This is a genomic window from Terasakiispira papahanaumokuakeensis (genome assembly GCF_001709345.1).
Lineage (GTDB): Bacteria > Pseudomonadota > Gammaproteobacteria > Pseudomonadales > Halomonadaceae > Terasakiispira > Terasakiispira papahanaumokuakeensis.
The window spans coordinates 2,331,202-2,349,130 of record NZ_MDTQ01000001.1; the positions used below are offsets into that span (position 1 = coordinate 2,331,202).

General features: G+C 49.1%; 19 protein-coding genes and 1 riboswitch. Of the genes, 6 read left to right on the top strand and 13 right to left on the bottom strand.

Going from position 1 to position 17,929, the window contains the following annotated elements:
• Nucleotides 1–69 precede the first annotated feature (69 nt).
• From BFW38_RS10145 to BFW38_RS10195, 11 genes are all read right to left on the bottom strand, one after another.
• Nucleotides 70–648 carry a Swt1 family HEPN domain-containing protein gene (locus tag BFW38_RS10145; RefSeq protein ID WP_084004584.1) on the bottom strand — a complete coding sequence of 193 codons (579 nt, stop codon included), beginning with the start codon at nt 646–648 and terminating at the stop codon, nt 70–72.
• Nucleotides 649–657: 9 nt separating this feature from the next.
• Nucleotides 658–1,278: a DUF5343 domain-containing protein gene (locus BFW38_RS10150; RefSeq protein WP_068998437.1), complete on the bottom strand. Its 621-nt coding sequence runs from the start codon at nt 1,276–1,278 to the stop codon at nt 658–660.
• 72 nt (nt 1,279–1,350) lie between these two features.
• Nucleotides 1,351–2,208: a hypothetical protein gene (locus tag BFW38_RS17975; protein ID WP_068998439.1), complete on the bottom strand. Its 858-nt coding sequence runs from the start codon at nt 2,206–2,208 to the stop codon at nt 1,351–1,353.
• A 700-nt stretch (nt 2,209–2,908) separates the two neighbouring features.
• Entirely contained in the window at nt 2,909–4,594 is a 1,686-nt protein-coding gene (locus BFW38_RS10160; protein WP_068998441.1) for a multidrug ABC transporter permease/ATP-binding protein, read from the bottom strand.
• Nucleotides 4,595–4,609: 15 nt separating this feature from the next.
• On the bottom strand, nt 4,610–5,203 hold the full coding sequence (locus BFW38_RS10165; RefSeq protein ID WP_139116599.1) for a sigma-70 family RNA polymerase sigma factor: 594 nt from the start codon (nt 5,201–5,203) through the stop codon (nt 4,610–4,612).
• A 251-nt stretch (nt 5,204–5,454) separates the two neighbouring features.
• Entirely contained in the window at nt 5,455–6,153 is a 699-nt protein-coding gene (gene ung, locus BFW38_RS10170) for a uracil-DNA glycosylase (RefSeq protein ID WP_175401022.1), read from the bottom strand.
• 52 nt (nt 6,154–6,205) lie between these two features.
• Entirely contained in the window at nt 6,206–6,697 is a 492-nt protein-coding gene (gene gpt, locus BFW38_RS10175; protein ID WP_068998445.1) for a xanthine phosphoribosyltransferase, read from the bottom strand.
• Nucleotides 6,698–6,775: 78 nt separating this feature from the next.
• On the bottom strand, nt 6,776–7,327 hold the full coding sequence (locus BFW38_RS10180) for an adenine phosphoribosyltransferase (protein ID WP_068998447.1): 552 nt from the start codon (nt 7,325–7,327) through the stop codon (nt 6,776–6,778).
• Between the two features lie 2 nt (nt 7,328–7,329).
• Complete coding sequence (locus BFW38_RS10185) at nt 7,330–8,625, bottom strand: NCS2 family permease (protein ID WP_068998449.1); 1,296 nt, start codon at nt 8,623–8,625, stop codon at nt 7,330–7,332.
• A gap of 174 nt (nt 8,626–8,799) precedes the next feature.
• A complete protein-coding gene (locus tag BFW38_RS10190) occupies nt 8,800–9,417 on the bottom strand; it encodes a riboflavin synthase (protein WP_068998450.1) in 618 nt (205 codons plus the stop codon).
• Nucleotides 9,417–10,016 (bottom strand): 2-hydroxychromene-2-carboxylate isomerase, encoded by a 600-nt coding sequence (locus BFW38_RS10195; RefSeq protein WP_068998452.1) that lies wholly within the window; start codon nt 10,014–10,016, stop codon nt 9,417–9,419. Before BFW38_RS10195 ends, BFW38_RS10190 begins: the two co-directional genes overlap by 1 nt.
• Before the next feature lie 252 nt (nt 10,017–10,268).
• A riboswitch (SAM riboswitch) is annotated at nt 10,269–10,345 on the top strand.
• A gap of 126 nt (nt 10,346–10,471) precedes the next feature.
• Here BFW38_RS10195 and BFW38_RS10200 point away from each other — a divergent pair.
• From BFW38_RS10200 to BFW38_RS10220, 5 genes are all read left to right on the top strand, one after another.
• Nucleotides 10,472–11,512 (top strand): methionine ABC transporter ATP-binding protein, encoded by a 1,041-nt coding sequence (locus BFW38_RS10200; RefSeq protein ID WP_068998453.1) that lies wholly within the window; start codon nt 10,472–10,474, stop codon nt 11,510–11,512.
• A complete protein-coding gene (locus tag BFW38_RS10205; protein WP_281180396.1) occupies nt 11,496–12,182 on the top strand; it encodes a methionine ABC transporter permease in 687 nt (228 codons plus the stop codon). Before BFW38_RS10200 ends, BFW38_RS10205 begins: the two co-directional genes overlap by 17 nt.
• A 100-nt stretch (nt 12,183–12,282) precedes the next feature.
• On the top strand, nt 12,283–13,092 hold the full coding sequence (locus tag BFW38_RS10210; protein WP_068998455.1) for a MetQ/NlpA family ABC transporter substrate-binding protein: 810 nt from the start codon (nt 12,283–12,285) through the stop codon (nt 13,090–13,092).
• A gap of 92 nt (nt 13,093–13,184) precedes the next feature.
• Nucleotides 13,185–13,673: a GAF domain-containing protein gene (locus BFW38_RS10215; RefSeq protein ID WP_068998457.1), complete on the top strand. Its 489-nt coding sequence runs from the start codon at nt 13,185–13,187 to the stop codon at nt 13,671–13,673.
• Between the two features lie 226 nt (nt 13,674–13,899).
• Nucleotides 13,900–14,742, top strand: coding sequence for a MetQ/NlpA family ABC transporter substrate-binding protein (locus tag BFW38_RS10220; RefSeq protein ID WP_068998459.1), 843 nt, complete (start codon nt 13,900–13,902; stop codon nt 14,740–14,742).
• A 90-nt stretch (nt 14,743–14,832) separates the two neighbouring features.
• Here BFW38_RS10220 and BFW38_RS10225 read toward each other — a convergent pair whose 3' ends face one another.
• Complete coding sequence (locus BFW38_RS10225; RefSeq protein WP_068998461.1) at nt 14,833–15,345, bottom strand: hypothetical protein; 513 nt, start codon at nt 15,343–15,345, stop codon at nt 14,833–14,835.
• 160 nt (nt 15,346–15,505) lie between these two features.
• Nucleotides 15,506–16,336 carry a TatD family hydrolase gene (locus BFW38_RS10230; RefSeq protein WP_068998463.1) on the bottom strand — a complete coding sequence of 277 codons (831 nt, stop codon included), beginning with the start codon at nt 16,334–16,336 and terminating at the stop codon, nt 15,506–15,508.
• Between the two features lie 507 nt (nt 16,337–16,843).
• On the opposite strand from BFW38_RS10230, the gene BFW38_RS10235 reads away from it, so the two are divergent.
• Nucleotides 16,844–17,800, top strand: a complete 957-nt coding sequence (locus BFW38_RS10235; protein ID WP_068998465.1) for a chemotaxis protein CheV — start codon at nt 16,844–16,846, stop codon at nt 17,798–17,800.
• The last annotated feature ends 129 nt before the right edge of the window (nt 17,801–17,929 follow it).

Below are 17,929 nucleotides of genomic sequence, written 5' to 3' on the forward strand. Positions count from 1 at the left end.
TCGGCTCACGCGCCGGTTTGGAGCCGCGAAACGGCGAAAAATCGGTCGCTGTGCAGCCGATTGTTATATTCATCCCACCTGACGTATCCAGTCCCGACAAATGCTCTCAATTCGTTCTATTTCAATATCGGGCAGCACACCGGTATGCATAATAATGTTCCTGGACATTTCTAAGTCAGTAAACCTCGCATTAATCCACGCTTGAGACGGAAAGAGGTCAGAAAAATCATCCCAATTATTTATTATGATTTGCGCAAGATTTCCAAACATCGTATAGCCGATTGTAGTACTGGCACGCTGCGTATGGTATCTATTTATCTCTTCTTGATCCTTTAACTTTTGGACTGAACCTTTAATTTTACTTGGGACGCAAGTCTCCCACCAATCTATTCCTTGGCGCTCAGCTAATCGGTCCGTAATCAAATCCCTTACAGCATTTTCCAAACAAAAGAATACTGTATAGACGGACGCCATCTTATTAGCTTGATATATAATCCTTGGGCTAAAATCAGACTCATCCAGTCGTTCAACAGGTATCTCATGCTGTCCTTTTCTGATGGATATCCCATCAGCTTCCATACGCTGGAAGCTGTCCTCAAGTAGGATTCCGTTAAACACTAACTGCTTCAGCTCTTCTATGTTTTTCATTTTTAAAGCCTATATATTGAGGTTTTCTTTCAGGCTTTTGAATATCGCATTGTATACAGAGATATCTGTTGTGGCCGGTAGATGTATCTGGATGTTGTAATGAAATCCTGGCTGACCACTTGCTACAACTGGGGGGATATCTTCACCATTCGTGCCACCTTGAGGTTGAACCGGATCTTCTGGTGCTGGTTTTTCTACTGGTTTGCTAGCACTGTCAAATTTTGCCATATCACATAGCGTTTTGAACGTGGCATAGTACCTCCCAACTGCTTTCGCATCTTTGCCGGTCACACGTGACATTGCACCTTTAATCTCATCTTCAGGTGCAGAATGGATCTTTGTGTTAATGGCATACAAATCTGAATATAAGTCCTTGATTCTGGAACCCAGTGCCGACCATCGTTTTGTGGTGTCTTTTAAGTCATCATAGTGGGCAGTTGGAGCACCGTTATCTGTAATAAAACCTAGCCTTTTAAAAAGAGGAATTACCGCTCTATCATTTGAACTACTAAAACCTAATTGCTTGAGGAATTCATGGGAAAATTTTGGTGGCTTTGCTGCATTATGTATAGCTTCAATAATTGGCTTTATCTTATTGTTCGACACCATATAAGGATAATCGTCCGCCATATTACTCTCCTATAATTTCGTCAATATAACGCCTCATTCAGGTGCGCCGTAGGCGTCACTTGGAATGACTTGTTAAATTGATTTTTCAATTGCTCTTCTATAGACATGAGCCCCTTTCGTAGTTAACTCACCATCAATAATCAATCCATGATGTTCCATAAATAGTAAATCTTGGTCATCTAACAATCTTTCTTCTTTCATTTGCTTAAAGAGTCGATTTAACACCCGTGTTGGAGCATCGATATATTTTGATGAAAACCTTCCTTCTATTTTTTCAGATAAATAATTGATAAAAGATCCACTTACATCCTCAATATTACTCTCAGCACTGTTAATTCTTCTCTGCAATCGTCGGAGTTCGATCTTAGATCTATCTAATTCTAGACTGCTTTTTTGTAGCCTTTTTATTACCTCTTCTTTTTCATGGTCTGCAACTTTCGCTTTCTCCATTAGATCCAAAATTATCTTATCCCTTTCTTTCTCTTGCTCCTTTATATGTTTTTCTTCTTTCTTTTCTTCTTCTTTTGCCTGTTTTACATCAAATGGTATTTTGTCGAATTTTTCACGAAGACCAGTATAGCCTTCATCTATATGTTTTAGTTTTTCTCCAAAGCCAGACTCAATTCTTCCTAAAATTTCTGACATTTCTTTTGTGAACTTATAGGAGTTGTCATAGAAGCGGTTCGAGGTTTCAGTCGCCTTAAAATAAAATGCAGCTGAGAGCGCAATCGCAAAAAATGCTAAAAGTACTGACAGCAAATCGGTGAAACTGAATGATTCGAGACTAATTTTTATTTCAGAATTTATTAACTTCCAAGTAACTACAACAAGCAATGCAACTAGTATTACATCACGAATGTTACCTAATGTAAGGAAGCCCCCTTTCCACAACCTAGGTATAGCATTATCTTTTTCATCCGACTTTCTCACATACTCTCCTTATCAATTTAACATCTATGGACGCCCCGTTTTGTGCAAGCAAAGTCTTCATGACATCAAGGTATTGCAGCCATCTATCCGGATTTTACGAGGTATAAACCCCTATCCCTGATGAATTCCGCAAACTGGGGGCTCATCATTTTAACGTTCTCTATTGCGAACGATGTTAGTCACAGCCTTATCCAGTCCCGGTTCTACCTGTTTGTCATCCACTCACTTTGCCTACGCAAACCTAAGCATGGCGTCTAATCGTTTTATATTACAGCCGGTTCCATGTATCGCTGAACTTTATTCATTTTAATACTGCACATGCATGCTTTTCTCAAGCGACAACAGCCCAAAAAAAATCTGAAACCTATTGAATTAGAGAATTTTTACATACCCCTAACCATTATTTCTTGTCAAAAGGGCGCATGCGCGTTTGCATAAAAGACTCTGCTCAGTATCGTGCAAAGACACATCAACAATAGGTTAATATTGAAACATTTGGTGCGGTGATGCTAGTGAAAATAGACCATTTATTGATATGTATTAAGGCACTAAAAACAGGTAAATAACTATATCAATAGATCAATATACTGACGCGATAAATGTGAGGGCTACGGTGGGTTTTGGTGGTTAAAGCCCAGCGTTTGCTGGGCTTGTTGTGTTCGAGGGCGGTATGGTCAGTTTAATGAGCCGCAGGGATATATCAGTTAGGCGTCAAGACGGTGTTGTATATATCCTCGGTGATGCCTTGGCGTTGTGTGCCGGTCAGTTCGGTGAGTTGGCCAGCATCCATTTTGACGATACGGTCGGCTTGGTCAAAGTAGTGGTCATCGTGCGTGATCGCTAACAATGTGTGCCCTTGGGTTTTCAATAAGGGGATGAGTTCACGGTAAAACACGCGTCTGAAGGCGGGGTCTTGATCTGCGGCCCATTCATCTAATAATAGGATGTCCCGTTGTTCTAATAAGCTCAGTAATAACGCTAGCCGTTTGCGCTGGCCTTGGGAGTAACGGGTGTGTGATAGCCGATGGGCTTCAATTTCGGCTTTATGCGCCATTTGCAAGCGCGTTAGCCAGTAACTGACTCGTTCAGGGTTTGCAGATTGGCCTTGGGCTTCGAGGAGTTGGTCAAAGAGGTAGAAGTCGGTGAAGACGGCCGAGAAAAGCGCACGATAGAGGTCGACCCCAAGGGTATGCACTGGCCGCCCATCGATTAGGATTTCTCCGCTTTGCGGTTGATAAAGCCCGGTGAGTAAGCGGGCAAAGGTCGATTTGCCGCTGCCATTGCCACCAATCATGAAAATGATATCGCCACGCTGGAGGGTGAAGTCAATGGGGCCGACATCAAACCCGGCTTCGCCTTGCGCCCCGGTATAGTGATAATGCACTTGCGACAATGTGAGTGTTTGCCACTCCCCTAATCCACTGGCCTGTGATGGGTCGCCGCTGGATTGCACAAAATGAGGTTGGTAAGGCGCCAGTGCTAAACGGTCCAGTTTATTCAATGAGACTCGCGCCGAGATCATGGCCGGTAAGGCGGCGACGGCCGAGACTAATGGTGTTCTCATAAATAAGATGGTGAGTGCATAGGTGGCCGCCACGGCAGTATCGGCCCAGCCTAGGCCACGCGCGAGGTAAAACGCCAAGCCGATGGTACCCAGTACCATAATATTGGCCCAGTTACTGGCAATGCTGTGATAGCGGTCAGCCCGTGTGACATGGTGGCGATAGGTCGCCGCGCTGGGGTCAAATGTTTCGTCATAGTAATGGCGTGCACGATCACGATTCAGCGCCAGCTCTTTACGCCCTTCAATGGCCGCTTGGTAGTCTTGATAGAGTCGGTCTTCTGATTCGCGCAAGCATTGCAGGTGATGGTTCAAGCGCATCACGAGTATCCAGCCCACTGCCAGTGTGAATACCATCCAAAGTAGCGTCATGCCAAACAGAGGGAGTGAAAGCCAGGCTAAATATGCCATGGCCGCAATGCTTAAGACACCGCCATACATCAGCTCCGGCAGGTGGACAAAGGCTAGAGTGATATTGCGGATGTCGCTGGATAAACTGGCCAGGATATTGGCGCCGCCGATTTGCTCCAGGCGTTCAATATCCGTATCGAGGACGCGTTTCACTAGGCGCCGACGCAGGCCATACACAAAGCGATGCCCCAGTGCCGTGAGTGCCAGTTGGGCCCCTGATGCCATCACTAATAACACCAGCAATAATCCGACAAATTGCCAGAGCACGCCTTCAAGCGAGACATCAGGCGCTAGCATGCGCTCACTGATGAAGGCCATCACGCCGACACTGAGCAAGGCACTTAAAATACTGAGTAATAAAGCCCCCACCAGGGCTTGTGGGTGATCACTGAAAATCAGTCGAATCAATCGCATGGCGCGTTTCCTTGACTATCCCTGAGATGACTGACCACGAGCACGATTCACCGGCAGCTGTAATCGCTGACGACAGTGAGCCAAAGTATCACGCAGTATGAAGTTAACGAGGGTCGGTGAAACCCCCAAGCATTGGGCTACATCGCGTTGTGTGCGGCCTTCCAGGCGAATCAAGATTAGAACGCGGCGCATTCGGGTGGGTAGCTCAGACAGGGCCATGACCAGTTGGCGCAGCATATCCATGCCTAATGTTTCTTCCTCGGGGGAGCTGCCAGCAGGCACGGTATCCATCTCGATACTGAGTTGCTGTTGCAGATAACGCTGTTCTAACGATTGGCGGCGAAGCCGATCTAATGCCAAATTCCGGACAATTCGAAATAAAAACCGTTGGGGCTCACGCACATTGTCACCGAGACGTTGCTCCCAAATTTTAAGAAATGCATCTTGCACCACTTCTTCGGCCTGCGCTCGGGACCCTAACAATCGTTCAGCGCAATCAATTAAAGCACGCTCATGTTGTTGGTAAAGCATTAACCATTGCTGTGTCGACACCGTATCCGATGTCGGTACGAATGAAGCATCCTTCTGGGCTATCGCATGCTGTGTCATGAGAAGTCCTATTGGCTGTCATCTGTCCATAGATTGAGTATCCGAATATTTCATTGATACACATCAAGCGCACACACCATATAAAGAATGATTATTATTTTCAAATGTCTTTTTTTCGTATCAATCTTTTAAAAGACGCTTCACTGACCATGCCCTCTATTTTCTGGCGCATAAAAAAACCGCCGGATACCGAAGTATCAGGCGGTTCATATCAGCCGATTGATCGTCGCCCGATCACGGGCGATTCAACATTACTGACAATCAGGCGGCGGGGTCATGGGCAGTTGCCAATCAATCATATCTCGCCCTTGTTGCTGCAAAAAGGCGTTGGCCTGGGAGAAGTGGCGCTGGCCAAAAAAGCCTCGGTGAGCTGAGAGCGGAGAAGGATGAGGCGATTTCAATACACAGTGTCGACGGGTGTCGACAAAGCTGGCTTTACGCTGGGCGTGGCTGCCCCATAACAGGAAGACGCAGGTCGGCGCATGCTGGTTGACGACTTCAATCGCTTTGTCGGTAAAGGTTTCCCAGCCTTGCTTTTGATGCGAAGCCGCTTGGCCTTGCTCGACCGTCAACACACTGTTTAATAATAAAACACCTTGTCGTGCCCAATGCGTTAAGCAGCCATGTGCAGGCGGCTGAAACCCCACATCTTGTTGCAATTCTTGATAGATATTGCGCAACGAGGGCGGTATCGCGACCCCCGCCCGCACTGAGAAGCAAAGCCCATGCGCTTGGCCCGGCCCGTGATAAGGATCTTGCCCTAATATCACGACCCGGACTTGATCTAAGGGGGTCAGCTGAAAGGCATTAAACCAGTGGCTGGAATGCGGAAAAATGACTTTATGCTGGTCTTTTTCCTGCTTTAGAAAGCCTCTGAGTTGTTGCATATAAGGCTTTTCAAACTCTCCGCCCAGGTAGGGCCACCAGCTCTCAGGTAATGGCTGATTCAGCATCCTCAGCGTACTCCTTGATGCTCATTGAACGGTCAGTCTTTTGGAGCGATCAGTCTTTATTGAACTGGTCAACCAAGGGCTCGACGTAGCTCACGCCCATATCCCAAGGAAACTGAATCCAAGTGTCTTGATCGACCTCGGTAATACACTCGTCGACTAACGGACGCCCTTCAGGTTTGGCATAAATGGTGACGAAACACGCCTTCGGGAGCAACTCACGGACAGCACGTGCCGTTTTCCCGGTATCCACCAAGTCATCAACCAGTAAATACCCTTCACCATCACCGACGACGGGGTCAAAGGGTTTAATAATATTCAACTGACCTTGGTTCATGTGATCGTAACTGGTCACGCTGATGGTATCGATCCAACGCACATTCAGTTCACGGGCAATCAACCCGGCAGGAATTAACCCACCCCGCGTGATGGCGATAATGCCTTTAAATTCTCTTGGATATAAGCGAGCACAAAGATCACGAGTATCTCGGTGAATTTGATCCCAAGTGATCGAAAAATCTTTGCGGTAGCGGTTAGCGCTCATTGGTGTTATCCCAGGCTAGCAGTTGATCAGGACATAAAATAGTGTGCGACGATACACTCAAAACAAGCATCTCGCCATTTATTCAGACTCAGTAAATTCACAAACACTGAAAACGCTAAAGCCAGCATTTTGAATGAGTTTAGAGCCACCCAGCTCAGGCAAATCGATGATGGCGACGCATTCCACCACTTCACCACCGGCACGACGAATCAGATTAGCCGCTGCGATCATGGTGCCACCGGTGGCAATCAAATCATCCACCAACAGCACACGACTGCCGGGGGCGAATGCGTCTGCATTCAATTCAACCGTCGCTTCGCCATATTCCAGCTTGTAGGTTTCGCTTAATGTTTTGAATGGCAATTTCCCTTTTTTCCGCACTGGGACAAAACTGCAATTCAATTCATAAGCCAGTGGCGAACCAATAATAAAGCCTCGCGCATCAACAGCCGCCACCGCATCAATCTGGACATCATGATATTGGTGGACAAAGGCGTCGATCAGCTTGCGAAAGGCGGATCGGTCTTGCATCAGCGGGGTAATATCACGGAAATTAACCCCCGCTTCTGGCCAATCACGCACGGTACGGATCACCGACTTTAACTGTGCGCTATAAGGGCTCTTGGACATGCTTACTCCGACAAAAAGAGGAACTTAAGAATAAAGAGTACAGCCAGGACAAAGACACTCGGGCTCACTTCACTGACACGCCCTGATAACAGCTTCACGGCGGCATAAGTGATAAAGCCCAATGCAATACCGTTGGCAATCGAGAACGTCAGCGGCATCGCTAACGCCGCCACCAGTACCGGGGCGGCTTCGGTCACATCATCCCAATCGGCATGAGCGAGACTACCGGCCATTAAGACGGCGACATAAAGCAAAGCACCGGCAGTGGCATAGCTTGGTACGGTCATGGCGAGTGGTGAAAACAGCAAGCTGATCAAAAACAGGGCGGCGACAGTCACCGCAGTCAACCCCGTACGGCCGCCTGCGGCAATCCCGGCAGCACTTTCGATATAACTGGTGGTATTGGATGTGCCTAATACGGCACCGGCCATCGTCGCGCTACTATCCGACATCAAGGCTTTGCCCAAGCGGGGTAGTTTGCCGTCTTTATCGAGCAAGCCGCCTTTATGCGCCACGCCGACTAAAGTGCCGGAGGTATCGAATAAATCGACAAACAAGAAGGCAAAGATGACGCTGACCATGGCGACATCAAAGGCCCCAGCGATATCCATTTTCATAAACGTCGGCGCCGGTGAGGGCGGCATACTCATCACCCCTAGAAACTGGTTATGTCCTAGCAATGTTGAGAGTACGGTCACGACCAGCACGCCAATCATGACGGCGCCGGTGACACGGCGATAAGACAAGGCCGTGATCAAGAAAAACCCAAGGAAGGTATATAAGGCCGAAGGTTGAGACAGATCGCCCACGGTCACCAAGGTCGCAGGATTATCGACCACAATTCCGGAGTTTTTCAAGGCGACCAGGGCCATAAACAGGCCGATCCCGGCGGCAATGCCCAGCCGGAGCGATAACGGAATGGAGTTAATAATCCATTCGCGAATACGGAAAATACTCAGGAGGAAAAACACTAAGCCAGAGAGGAAAACCGCGCCTAATGCGACTTCCCAGGTTTTTCCCATGCCCAGCACGACACCAAAGGTAAAGAAGGCGTTCAGACCCATCCCCGGTGCCAAAGCAATCGGGTAGTTGGCCCACACCCCCATAATCAGGGTGCCGATCGCCGCGGCCACACAGGTGGCGACAAAGACCGCACCATGGTCCATACCGGTCTGGCTCAGCAGCTCCGGGTTGATGAAAATGATGTAGGCCATGGTCAAGAAGGTGGTGAAACCCGCAATGATCTCGGTTTTCACCGTAGTACCATGGGCTTTAAGCTGGAAAAGTCGTTCCAACATGAATGATCTCGCTCTGTCCGGGGCTAATTCGCAGAAGTGCCATAACCCCACGGAGAGTCGCGGGGCAGGAGAAAAACGCGAATGTTAGCGAAAAGTCAGGAAAAGTGCGAGATCACCATGCAAATGCGATACCTAAAAGCACCGATGCCCCGTATCAAATCAACAAATAAGGGGTCAAGCCAAGCCGCGCTGCGCCAGCAGCCGCTCAACCGTATCCACCGTGGCTTGAGTCTGGCTGTCCACTTCCAGATTGATATGATCGCCCTGCTGACGCTCGCCAAATAAGGTCAACTTGCGTGTTTCGGGAATCAAATAAACACTGAATCCGGTTTCATCCACTTCGCCCACGGTCAGGCTACACCCATCAAGACCGATGTAACCTTTGGGCAAGATGTACTTCATCCATTGAGCCGGCACATCAAACACCATTCGACAGTTGTGCTCATCTGGATATTCAATCGTTCGCACTGTCACTTGGTCGATGACATGGCCCGAGAGTAGATGGCCACCAATTTCGTCATTAAAACGCGCAGCCCGTTCAATATTGACGCGATCGCCCACTTGAAGCCGACCTAGGCTAGTCCGACGCAGCGTTTCAATCATCGCATCAAAATAAACCGCCTCCTCATCTTCACGCACAACGGTGAGGCAAGTGCCATTCACGGCAATACTGGCACCGTGAGTTAGGCCATCACGCCAAGCGACAGGAATCGCAATGCCTAATGTCGACAATGCCTGTTGTTGCGTCAGTGAAACGACTTCACAAACGCCTTTTACAATACCCGTAAACATTAATTTGAATCCTCTTGCTGCCAATGCAGATATTCCTGCAATAGCATGACACGATCACAGCCAAAGAACAGGGCTTCATCGACCGCAAAAGTCGGTACACCAAAAACACCTTTCCCTATAGCTTCGTCTGTTTGCGCTTTTAAGCGCGCCTTGGCCGCATCCGTTGCACCATCCGCTAGAGATCGAGGTGAGAACACCGTATTGAGTAGATCAGGTTGGGTGATATCCTGGCCACTGCCCCAATACAGATCAAATAACTGTAGCGACACTTCGACACGGGCGGGTTCAGGCATCATGACCAATGTGCGCAATAGTGGCAGCGTATTAGTCGGGAACTGATCGGGTATCGTCAGCGGGACTTGCAGCATCCGCGCCATTCTCGGGAGATCTTGCTCAAACAAATAACGCTGTTTAGCCGGAAGTGCTAAAGGAGGCTCACTGCCTAACGCCTTAAAGATACCGCCTAAAAAAACCGGTTTCCAATGTATCTTAATCTCAGCATGATCATGGGCGAGTTGCTGTTCCAGTGAGGCGATCTGAACCGCCGCCAAATAGCTGTAGGGGCTGACGATATCGTAATAAAAATCAATCTGAGACATCCTTAACTCCTCCTTAGTGAGACCCCGCAGTCAGCATTCAGATCCAACGACATCACGCATATAGGTCATGGCGACTCAATGGATCGCGCAAGGCAAGCAGCGTAAGATTTTCTGTTTTACCGCCACTTAACAGAATAGAACTATGGGCGTAAACGCCCAAAACCTTCCAAAGCACTTCGTACAAGATTGAATCGCTATAAAAAATATAGACCAGCTTGACAGGATCAAAGCGTCTACCTATCATTCGCACCAGTTCGAAATCGCGCCGATTTGAACCCGGATTGCGGGCGCGTTAAAAATTCCCGCTAAAAGGGTGTGTCCAGCGTTGACAGCCACCCGGTCACGGGTGGCTTTTTTTATTCTGCACCCGCCCTAATTAGCACCCCCGCAATCATCAGGCCCATTCGGCGCTCGCATCTAACCGTTCAGCGGTTTCAGTCAACGGGAGCGCGGCTTTGATCAATATCCGCAGTGTGAACAAAGTGTATGGTGAGGGCCCTAACGCGGTCACCGCTTTACGCGATATCAATTTAGAAGTCCCCCAAGGGGGTATTTATGGCGTGGTTGGGCGTAGCGGCGCAGGTAAAAGTACCCTGATCCGTTGTGTCAACATGCTGGAAACCCCCACCTCAGGCCAAGTGTTGGTCGATGGCCAAGACCTCACTCAACTTGATGAACAAGGGTTACGTCTGGCCCGCCATCAGATTGGGATGATTTTCCAGCACTTTAATCTGCTCAGCTCGCGTACCGTCTATGACAATATCGCCCTCCCATTAGAGCTGATGAAAGCCGATAGCGCTCAGATTAAAGCAGCCGTTGAGCCCTTGCTTGAACTCACCGGGCTAACCGATAAAGTGGATCATTACCCCAGCCAGCTTTCGGGCGGGCAGAAACAAAGGGTCGCCATTGCCCGCGCACTGGCCACAAAACCCAAAGTACTGCTCAGTGATGAAGCCACATCGGCGCTTGACCCCCACACCACACGGTCGATTCTTGAACTACTGAAAAACATCAACCGTGAACTGGGCATCACTATTTTGCTGATCACCCATGAAATGGAAGTGGTTAAGCGGATCTGTGATCGAGTCGCGTTAATCAGTGATGGCAGCCTGATCGAAGAAGACGAAGTGGGCCATTTCTTTACCCACCCCACAACGGCACTCGGTCATGAGTTTGTTGAAACAGCGCTCAGTCAGCCCTTACCTGAAGGGCTGGAAGATCGCTTACACGCCAACAAGGCCCCAAGCCGACGCCCCGTCATCCGTCTGACGTTCAGTGGCGATAGCGTGCAAGCGCCATTGATCACCCAGTTAGCGCGCCAATTTAGTGTGGATGTCAGCATCTTGCAGGCACAGGTCGAGCATATTCAAAGCCAAGTGCTGGGACGTCTATTAGCCGAATTATCAGGCAGTGATGAAGCGATTGCTCAAGCCATGACGCATCTTGAATCTCAACCGGTTCGTTTGGAGGTACTTGGTTATGTCCAGCCTGTCTGAAACACTCTCTAGCTTATCCATGCTGGCCACGCCGGAACAGTTACTCCAAGCGACTGGCGAAACGCTTTATATGGTGGTGGTGTCAGCCCTCATTTCCACCGCATTAGGGCTACCATTAGGGGTGCTACTCCACGTCACCCGCAAAGATCAGTTCATGTCTCGTCCGCGCCTGAATCGAGTACTGGGAGCCTTCACCAACATAGGCCGATCTGTTCCCTACATCATTCTGATGGTCTCTATATTGCCCTTGACCCGATTTTTGGTCGGCAGCTCTATTGGCACCAATGCCGCCATTGTGTCACTGACGCTCTCCGCCATTCCTTTTGTCGCCCGACTGATCGAAGGCGCCTTGAATGAAGTGCCGCCCGGCCTCATTGAAGCGGCACAGGCGATGGGCGCAAAACCCATGCAAATCATCACCAAAGTGCTGGTGCCGGAAGCCTTGCCTGGCATATTCAACAGTTTGACGGTCACAGTCGTGACGTTGATCAGTTATTCCGCCATGGCCGGTGCGGTTGCAGGAGGCGGCCTTGGGGCGCTAGGCATCAACTACGGCTACCAACGTTTTGATGGCATGACAATGTTGGTCACCGTCATCATCTTGGTGGCACTGGTCCAGCTGCTACAATCCGTTGGCGATGCATTAGTTAGACGTGTTGATCATCGTTGAGCATCCGTCTAGGGCGACCCTATCGCCTGATGTGAAGCCTTATATGACATGAACTCCGCCACAAAATAGACCATTGATTGCATCAAACAAGGAGCCTTAAATGAAGATTGTAAAACCGCTTCGCACACTCGCTTTAGCCGCCATTGCCGGTGCCGTATTAACCGCCTGCGGTGGGGATGAAAAAGACCAAAATACAGTACGCATCGGCACCATGGCGGGGCCAGAAACTGAAGTGATGGAAGTCGCTAAAAAAGTCGCGAAAGAGCAATACGATTTAAATGTCGAAATTGTCGAATTCAACGACTATGTCTCACCGAATGCGGCACTGGATGAAGGCAGCCTGGACGCCAATGCTTATCAGCATAAGCCGTACTTAGATGAAATGATGAAGTCACGTGACTATAGCTTTGAAGTTGCGGGCAAAACCTTCGTTTACCCCATGTCCGTGTTCTCATTAACTTATGATAATCTTCAAGCACTGCCCGAGAATGGCAAAATCGCCATTCCAAACGACCCGTCTAATGAAGGTCGTGCTTTAATCATGCTCAATGATGCCGGTGTGATCACACTGAAAGACCGGAATAACCTGGCGGCCACGCCCAACGACATTGCAGAGAACCCAAAAAATATCAGCTTCGCGGAGCTGGATGCGGCGCAGTTACCCCGCAGCCTCCAAGATGTCGACTTTGCCGTGGTGAACAACACTTTCGCTACGCCGGATCAACTCCCGGAAGGCGCGAAACGCGTCCTGACTGAAAGTTCTGAATCGCCCTATGTCAATCTGATTGTTGTGCGTGAAGGCGATAGCCAGCGCCCTGAAATTCAGAATCTCGTGAAAGCTTACCAAACACCAGAAGTGATCAAAGCCGCTCAGGAACGCTTTACTGATGTCGTTCCCGGCTGGAAATAATACTCACTGTTGAGTTTTTCGCCGACACAACACCGCCCAAGAGGCGGTGTTGTCCGTTCTGACTCCGAATGATGAGATAAAAGGGCCCCGTGATGACGATTGACGACCATACCGTTGAAGACTATCGCAGCCTCGCACGCCAACTGGCCGCGTTGCTAGGTGATGAACGAGACTGGTTAATTAATGTTAGCCAGCTGAATGCCTTTATTTTTGAACAACTTCCCGACCTCAACTGGGCCGGCGTTTATTTACTGCGAGCTGGCCAACTCAAGTTAGGGCCCTTTCAAGGCAAAGTCGCTTGCACTCATATCCCGTTAGACAAAGGCGTTTGCGGTGCAGCAGCACGAACAGGTGAAGTCCAGCGCGTTGAAGATGTCCATGCCTTTCCAGGCCACATCGCCTGTGATGCCGCCTCTCGAAGTGAAGTCGTGGTGCCTTTAAAAACACCCGAGGGCCAACTATGGGGCGTGCTCGACCTTGACAGCCCTCTACCTGCCCGCTTCACCGAGACTGATGCCACTGGCATTGCGCTGCTGGCGGATACGTTTCTTCAGCATACTGAGCTCCCCCGGCTGGATTAACACGCCGAGAAAGCTCAGCCTTCGCCCCAACCCTGCAGGCACAAGGAAGCGTCTGCATATAACCTAAAAAGACATTAAAAATTATTCTAATAATAATTACTTATATCAAAAAGCACTGTCGACAGAAGAATCGATCACTACCCAAGTGGCCGTAATTCAGAGACGATAGATGATTAGCAGCATTTACATTGAACACAACACTGAATACCACAATGGAGTTTCTTTTATGCGTATCGCTTCTGCTCTGCGGACATTAACACTCGCTGCCATAGCGGCAGGTTTACTCAGTGCTTGCGGCCAAGATGACCAAGGACAAGCTTCAACGCAGACAGACGAGTCGAATAAAACCTTGCGGGTCGGCACCATGGCGGGACCAGAAGAAGAAGTCATGGAAGTGGCCAAACAGGTTGCCAAAGATCAATACGGGTTGGATGTCGAAATTGTCGCCTTTAATGACTACATCTCACCCAATGCGGCGCTGGATGAAGGTAGCTTAGACGCCAATGCCTATCAGCATAAGCCGTATCTAGATGAGATGATGAAATCGCGGGATTACAACTTTGCGATTGCAGGCCACACGTTTGTTTTCCCGATGTCAGCGTATAGCCTGCAATATAGCCGCATTGATGATATCCCCAAGGGCGCCAAAATCGCGATTCCGAATGATCCTTCCAACGAAGGCCGAGCGTTAATCATGCTCAATGATGCGGGTTTGATCACATTGAAAGACCGCACCGACCTTTCCGCAACGCTCAATGACATTACAGACAATCCCCAGGACATTCAGTTTGCCGAGCTGGATGCCGCCCAATTACCCCGCAGCCTGGAAGATGTTGATCTGGCCGTGATTAACAGTAATTTTGCCACCGGAGACCAGCTACCTGACGGTACCCAGCGCCTGCTGACCGAAGGGGCTGACTCACCTTATGTCAATTTGATTGTGGTCCGTGAGGGCGACACTCAACGCCAAGATATTCAAACCTTCGTCAAAGCGTTCCATACCCAAGCGGTGATTGATGCAGCGAAAGCCCACTTTGACAATGTCGTGCCGGGTTGGACGACAGAATAACCACGATATAGAGACTTCACGGTATTCATATCACGAATCGGTGGAAATAAAATCCACCGATTCGGTATGCTTCTCAATGAATCCCTGGCTCTAAATTAACCCCTCTTGATGCCCTTCATCTTCATCCCACTCGGGCTCATCGCCGGTCAAAGCGACATGAACCTCCAGCATGGCACGAATACGATCTTCGGCCCTTTGCTCATCCAATCCAAGCTGTGACAACGTCAACCTAAACTGATCCAACCAATCAACGTCAGGCATCAGCTGTTGGGCTTCGGCGAGCTCAAAAGTAACTTCTCGACGCGCCGCATCAAATAATTTGAGTAACCACTGCTCTTGAGGAAATAATTGGTCGGTGTAAAACACATCATCCAGCTGATCATAAAGGAGTTCACGAATCACCTCATCGGCCTGAACCCCATGCAACTCCAGGTCCATGTCTTCCCGCGAGGCTAATACCGCGACATCATCCTGCCAATGATCTTCCGGCATAATGAGCACACTTTTGATGCGTCCATCCGGCATTGACCATGCAATCGCTACCGGATAGCTGGACTCATCCATTTCCGCTGCGTCAACGGCAATAAACATCGGGATAGACATGTACACTCCTGAAGGACATCAAAAAGAAATTTAGGGCAGAAACAAATGGGCCTGAATGATGGAATCTATCGTAGTAGATTGAATCTATCGCGGTAAATTGAATCTATCGCGGTAAATTGAATCTATCGCGGTAAATTGAATCTATCGCGGTAAATTGAATCTATCGCGGTAAACGGAAGAATCGTCGTGCATTATCCGTGGTTAAACGCGCCCACTCAACCGGATCTCGCGCTGTCCACTGCGACAACTGTGCCAAGACCCAAGGCAGACAGGCCGGTTCATTGCGACCTTTAGGAGGACGAGGACGTTGGGTTCTCGGCATTAAATAGGGCGCATCAGTTTCCAGCATCAACCGTTGCTCTGGAATCTCTTGAACCAAAGGCTGTAAATGCGTGCCACGTCGTTCATCACAAATCCAACCGGTTAGCCCAATATATAAATCAAGATCAAGATAACGGTATAAGTCTTCGCGATGGCCAGTAAAACAATGGACCACCAAGCCAGGAATTTGATCGCGCCAGGGGCGAATCATCGCCGCCAACGTCTCACCAGCTTCCCGTTCATGAACGAACATGGGCAGTTGATGGGCCGCGGCTTGAGCCAACTGAGCCTCGAAGGCTTCGCACTGCTGAGCCGGGGTAGAAAAATTGCGATTAAAGTCCAAACCGGCTTCCCCCACAGCCACACAGGCCGGATCAACCCACAACTGAGTCAGCGCTTTTTCATATTCCCCATCCCACTCACTCGCGTGATGAGGATGACATCCTGCCGTTGAAAACAGGCGCGCGGGATAATCATGAGCTAAATTCAAACTCTCAGTACTACAAGTCAATGAAGTACCCGTCAGGATCATCTGCTCGATGCCGATATCAAAAGCACGCTGAATCACGTCTGCACGGTCTTCGGCAAAGCGCACATCCGTTAAGTTGACGCCGATATCGACTAACGGGCTGATGGGAGCAACAAAAGGTTGGGCAATCGCAGTCATCATTCACCTATTTTTACGTCATACCGCCTATTTTACGTCACACCGATACAGTCAGAACCCGCTGGGAGGCATTAAAGTGCACATCAATTTCAGCTTGATCAAGGTGATGAGCCCGCAAGTTTTCAAGATGCTGATCATATAGTTTTCACTATATTGATTTAAACATATCGTCTGGGGATATCCGAGTGCCCCCTATAGAAACGGCTACAAAAGGTCAGCAACTGTTAAATATGGTCTCTTGAGTCCATCGTTCACCAGCATCTGGATGTCAGAACATAGTCAGATCTTATTTTTTTCACTAAGATGGACAGACAACACTTGTTTCGTTCTGGGTAACCGCTGTGAACAAGGTACTTAATGCATTAAAGCGAGTCAGTGTCAGGGCGAGTCGGCATTAGGGCGAGACCCTATTAGACAAGTCAGCCGAGTACCGAATGAGCAGAGTGCTTAAATGGCAGTATTAATTCGTGAGTTACTTTTCTGGTAACTCATCGCATGTGAGGAAAGATTATGGCAGGGGTTCTGGACACCGTTGATTCCCGCACACGCCTGGTGGGAGAAAACCGCCTGGAACTATTGATGTTCCGTCTGCACAGCCAACAGCTGTTTGCCATTAACGTATTCAAGGTTCAGGAAGTGATGCGGTTGCCCAAACTCACGAGCCTGCCTGAATCTCATCCTTACATATCGGGGGTCACTCACCACCGCGGTCACACCGTGCCGGTGATCAATCTGGCCCAGGCTGTCGGCATGCCACCGCTCCCGATATCCGAGGAAAGTAATCTCATTGTGACGGAATACAACAGCTCAGTTCAGGCTTTTCTGGTTGGCGGAGTGGACCGTATCGTCAACTTGAACTGGGAAGAGATTATGCCGCCACCGCGTACCAGTGGCCGCGCTCACTACTTGACGGCCATTACCCATATGGATAATCGATTAATTGAGATTATCGATGTCGAGAAAGTCCTGGCAGAAATCTCGCCTCACCAAGTGGTCGTCGATACTGACAGCATGGACCCTGAGTTATTAAAAGTGGCGAGCGAAACTGAGATTCTTATGGTCGATGATTCACCCACTGCCATCTCTCAAGTTCGTGAAGCCCTTTCCAGCCTTAATATCACATTGCATGTGGCGACCAATGGCCGTGAAGGGCTGAATAAGCTGAAAGCATGGGCCGATGCGGATGAAGATGTGCCACAAAAATTATTGATGCTGATCACGGATGCCGAAATGCCCGAAATGGATGGCTATCGCCTGACTCGGGAAATTCGCGAGGATAAGCGCTTGAAGGATCTCTTCATCGTCTTGCATACCTCTTTATCCGGTAACTTTAATAAAGCCATGGTACAACGCGTTGGCTGTGATGACTTCCTGTCTAAGTTCCAGCCCAAAGCGTTAACCGAGCTGGTTGAGAGACGTCTGCGCGAACGCGCAGGATTACCGGCCATGGTTGAACAGGAATCGTAACCAGCATTACCCCACAGGTATTCAAAATGCGCCAGCAAGCAACCGTTTGGCGCTCACTTGATAAGCTTGAGATAACGGGCCGCATTGAATGCGGCCCGCTTTGTATTCTGATATAGGTATAATGGCCTC

What these genes read in the sequence shown, in the direction of transcription:
- BFW38_RS10180 (WP_068998447.1), bottom strand. Translation starts at nt 7,327, where the DNA reads ATGTCCAAGAGCCCTTATAGCGCACAGTTAAAGTCGGTGATCCGTACC.
- BFW38_RS10230 (WP_068998463.1), bottom strand. Translation starts at nt 16,336, where the DNA reads ATGATGACTGCGATTGCCCAACCTTTTGTTGCTCCCATCAGCCCGTTA.
- BFW38_RS10190 (WP_068998450.1), bottom strand. Translation starts at nt 9,417, where the DNA reads ATGTTTACGGGTATTGTAAAAGGCGTTTGTGAAGTCGTTTCACTGACG.
- BFW38_RS10150 (WP_068998437.1), bottom strand. Translation starts at nt 1,278, where the DNA reads ATGGCGGACGATTATCCTTATATGGTGTCGAACAATAAGATAAAGCCA.
- BFW38_RS10205 (WP_281180396.1), top strand. Translation starts at nt 11,496, where the DNA reads ATGTCCAGCCTGTCTGAAACACTCTCTAGCTTATCCATGCTGGCCACG.
- BFW38_RS10165 (WP_139116599.1), bottom strand. Translation starts at nt 5,203, where the DNA reads ATGACACAGCATGCGATAGCCCAGAAGGATGCTTCATTCGTACCGACA.
- BFW38_RS10195 (WP_068998452.1), bottom strand. Translation starts at nt 10,016, where the DNA reads ATGTCTCAGATTGATTTTTATTACGATATCGTCAGCCCCTACAGCTAT.
- BFW38_RS10145 (WP_084004584.1), bottom strand. Translation starts at nt 648, where the DNA reads ATGAAAAACATAGAAGAGCTGAAGCAGTTAGTGTTTAACGGAATCCTA.
- BFW38_RS10225 (WP_068998461.1), bottom strand. Translation starts at nt 15,345, where the DNA reads ATGTCTATCCCGATGTTTATTGCCGTTGACGCAGCGGAAATGGATGAG.
- BFW38_RS10215 (WP_068998457.1), top strand. Translation starts at nt 13,185, where the DNA reads ATGACGATTGACGACCATACCGTTGAAGACTATCGCAGCCTCGCACGC.
- BFW38_RS10160 (WP_068998441.1), bottom strand. Translation starts at nt 4,594, where the DNA reads ATGCGATTGATTCGACTGATTTTCAGTGATCACCCACAAGCCCTGGTG.
- gpt (WP_068998445.1), bottom strand. Translation starts at nt 6,697, where the DNA reads ATGAGCGCTAACCGCTACCGCAAAGATTTTTCGATCACTTGGGATCAA.
- BFW38_RS10185 (WP_068998449.1), bottom strand. Translation starts at nt 8,625, where the DNA reads ATGTTGGAACGACTTTTCCAGCTTAAAGCCCATGGTACTACGGTGAAA.
- BFW38_RS10210 (WP_068998455.1), top strand. Translation starts at nt 12,283, where the DNA reads ATGAAGATTGTAAAACCGCTTCGCACACTCGCTTTAGCCGCCATTGCC.
- BFW38_RS10220 (WP_068998459.1), top strand. Translation starts at nt 13,900, where the DNA reads ATGCGTATCGCTTCTGCTCTGCGGACATTAACACTCGCTGCCATAGCG.
- BFW38_RS10235 (WP_068998465.1), top strand. Translation starts at nt 16,844, where the DNA reads ATGGCAGGGGTTCTGGACACCGTTGATTCCCGCACACGCCTGGTGGGA.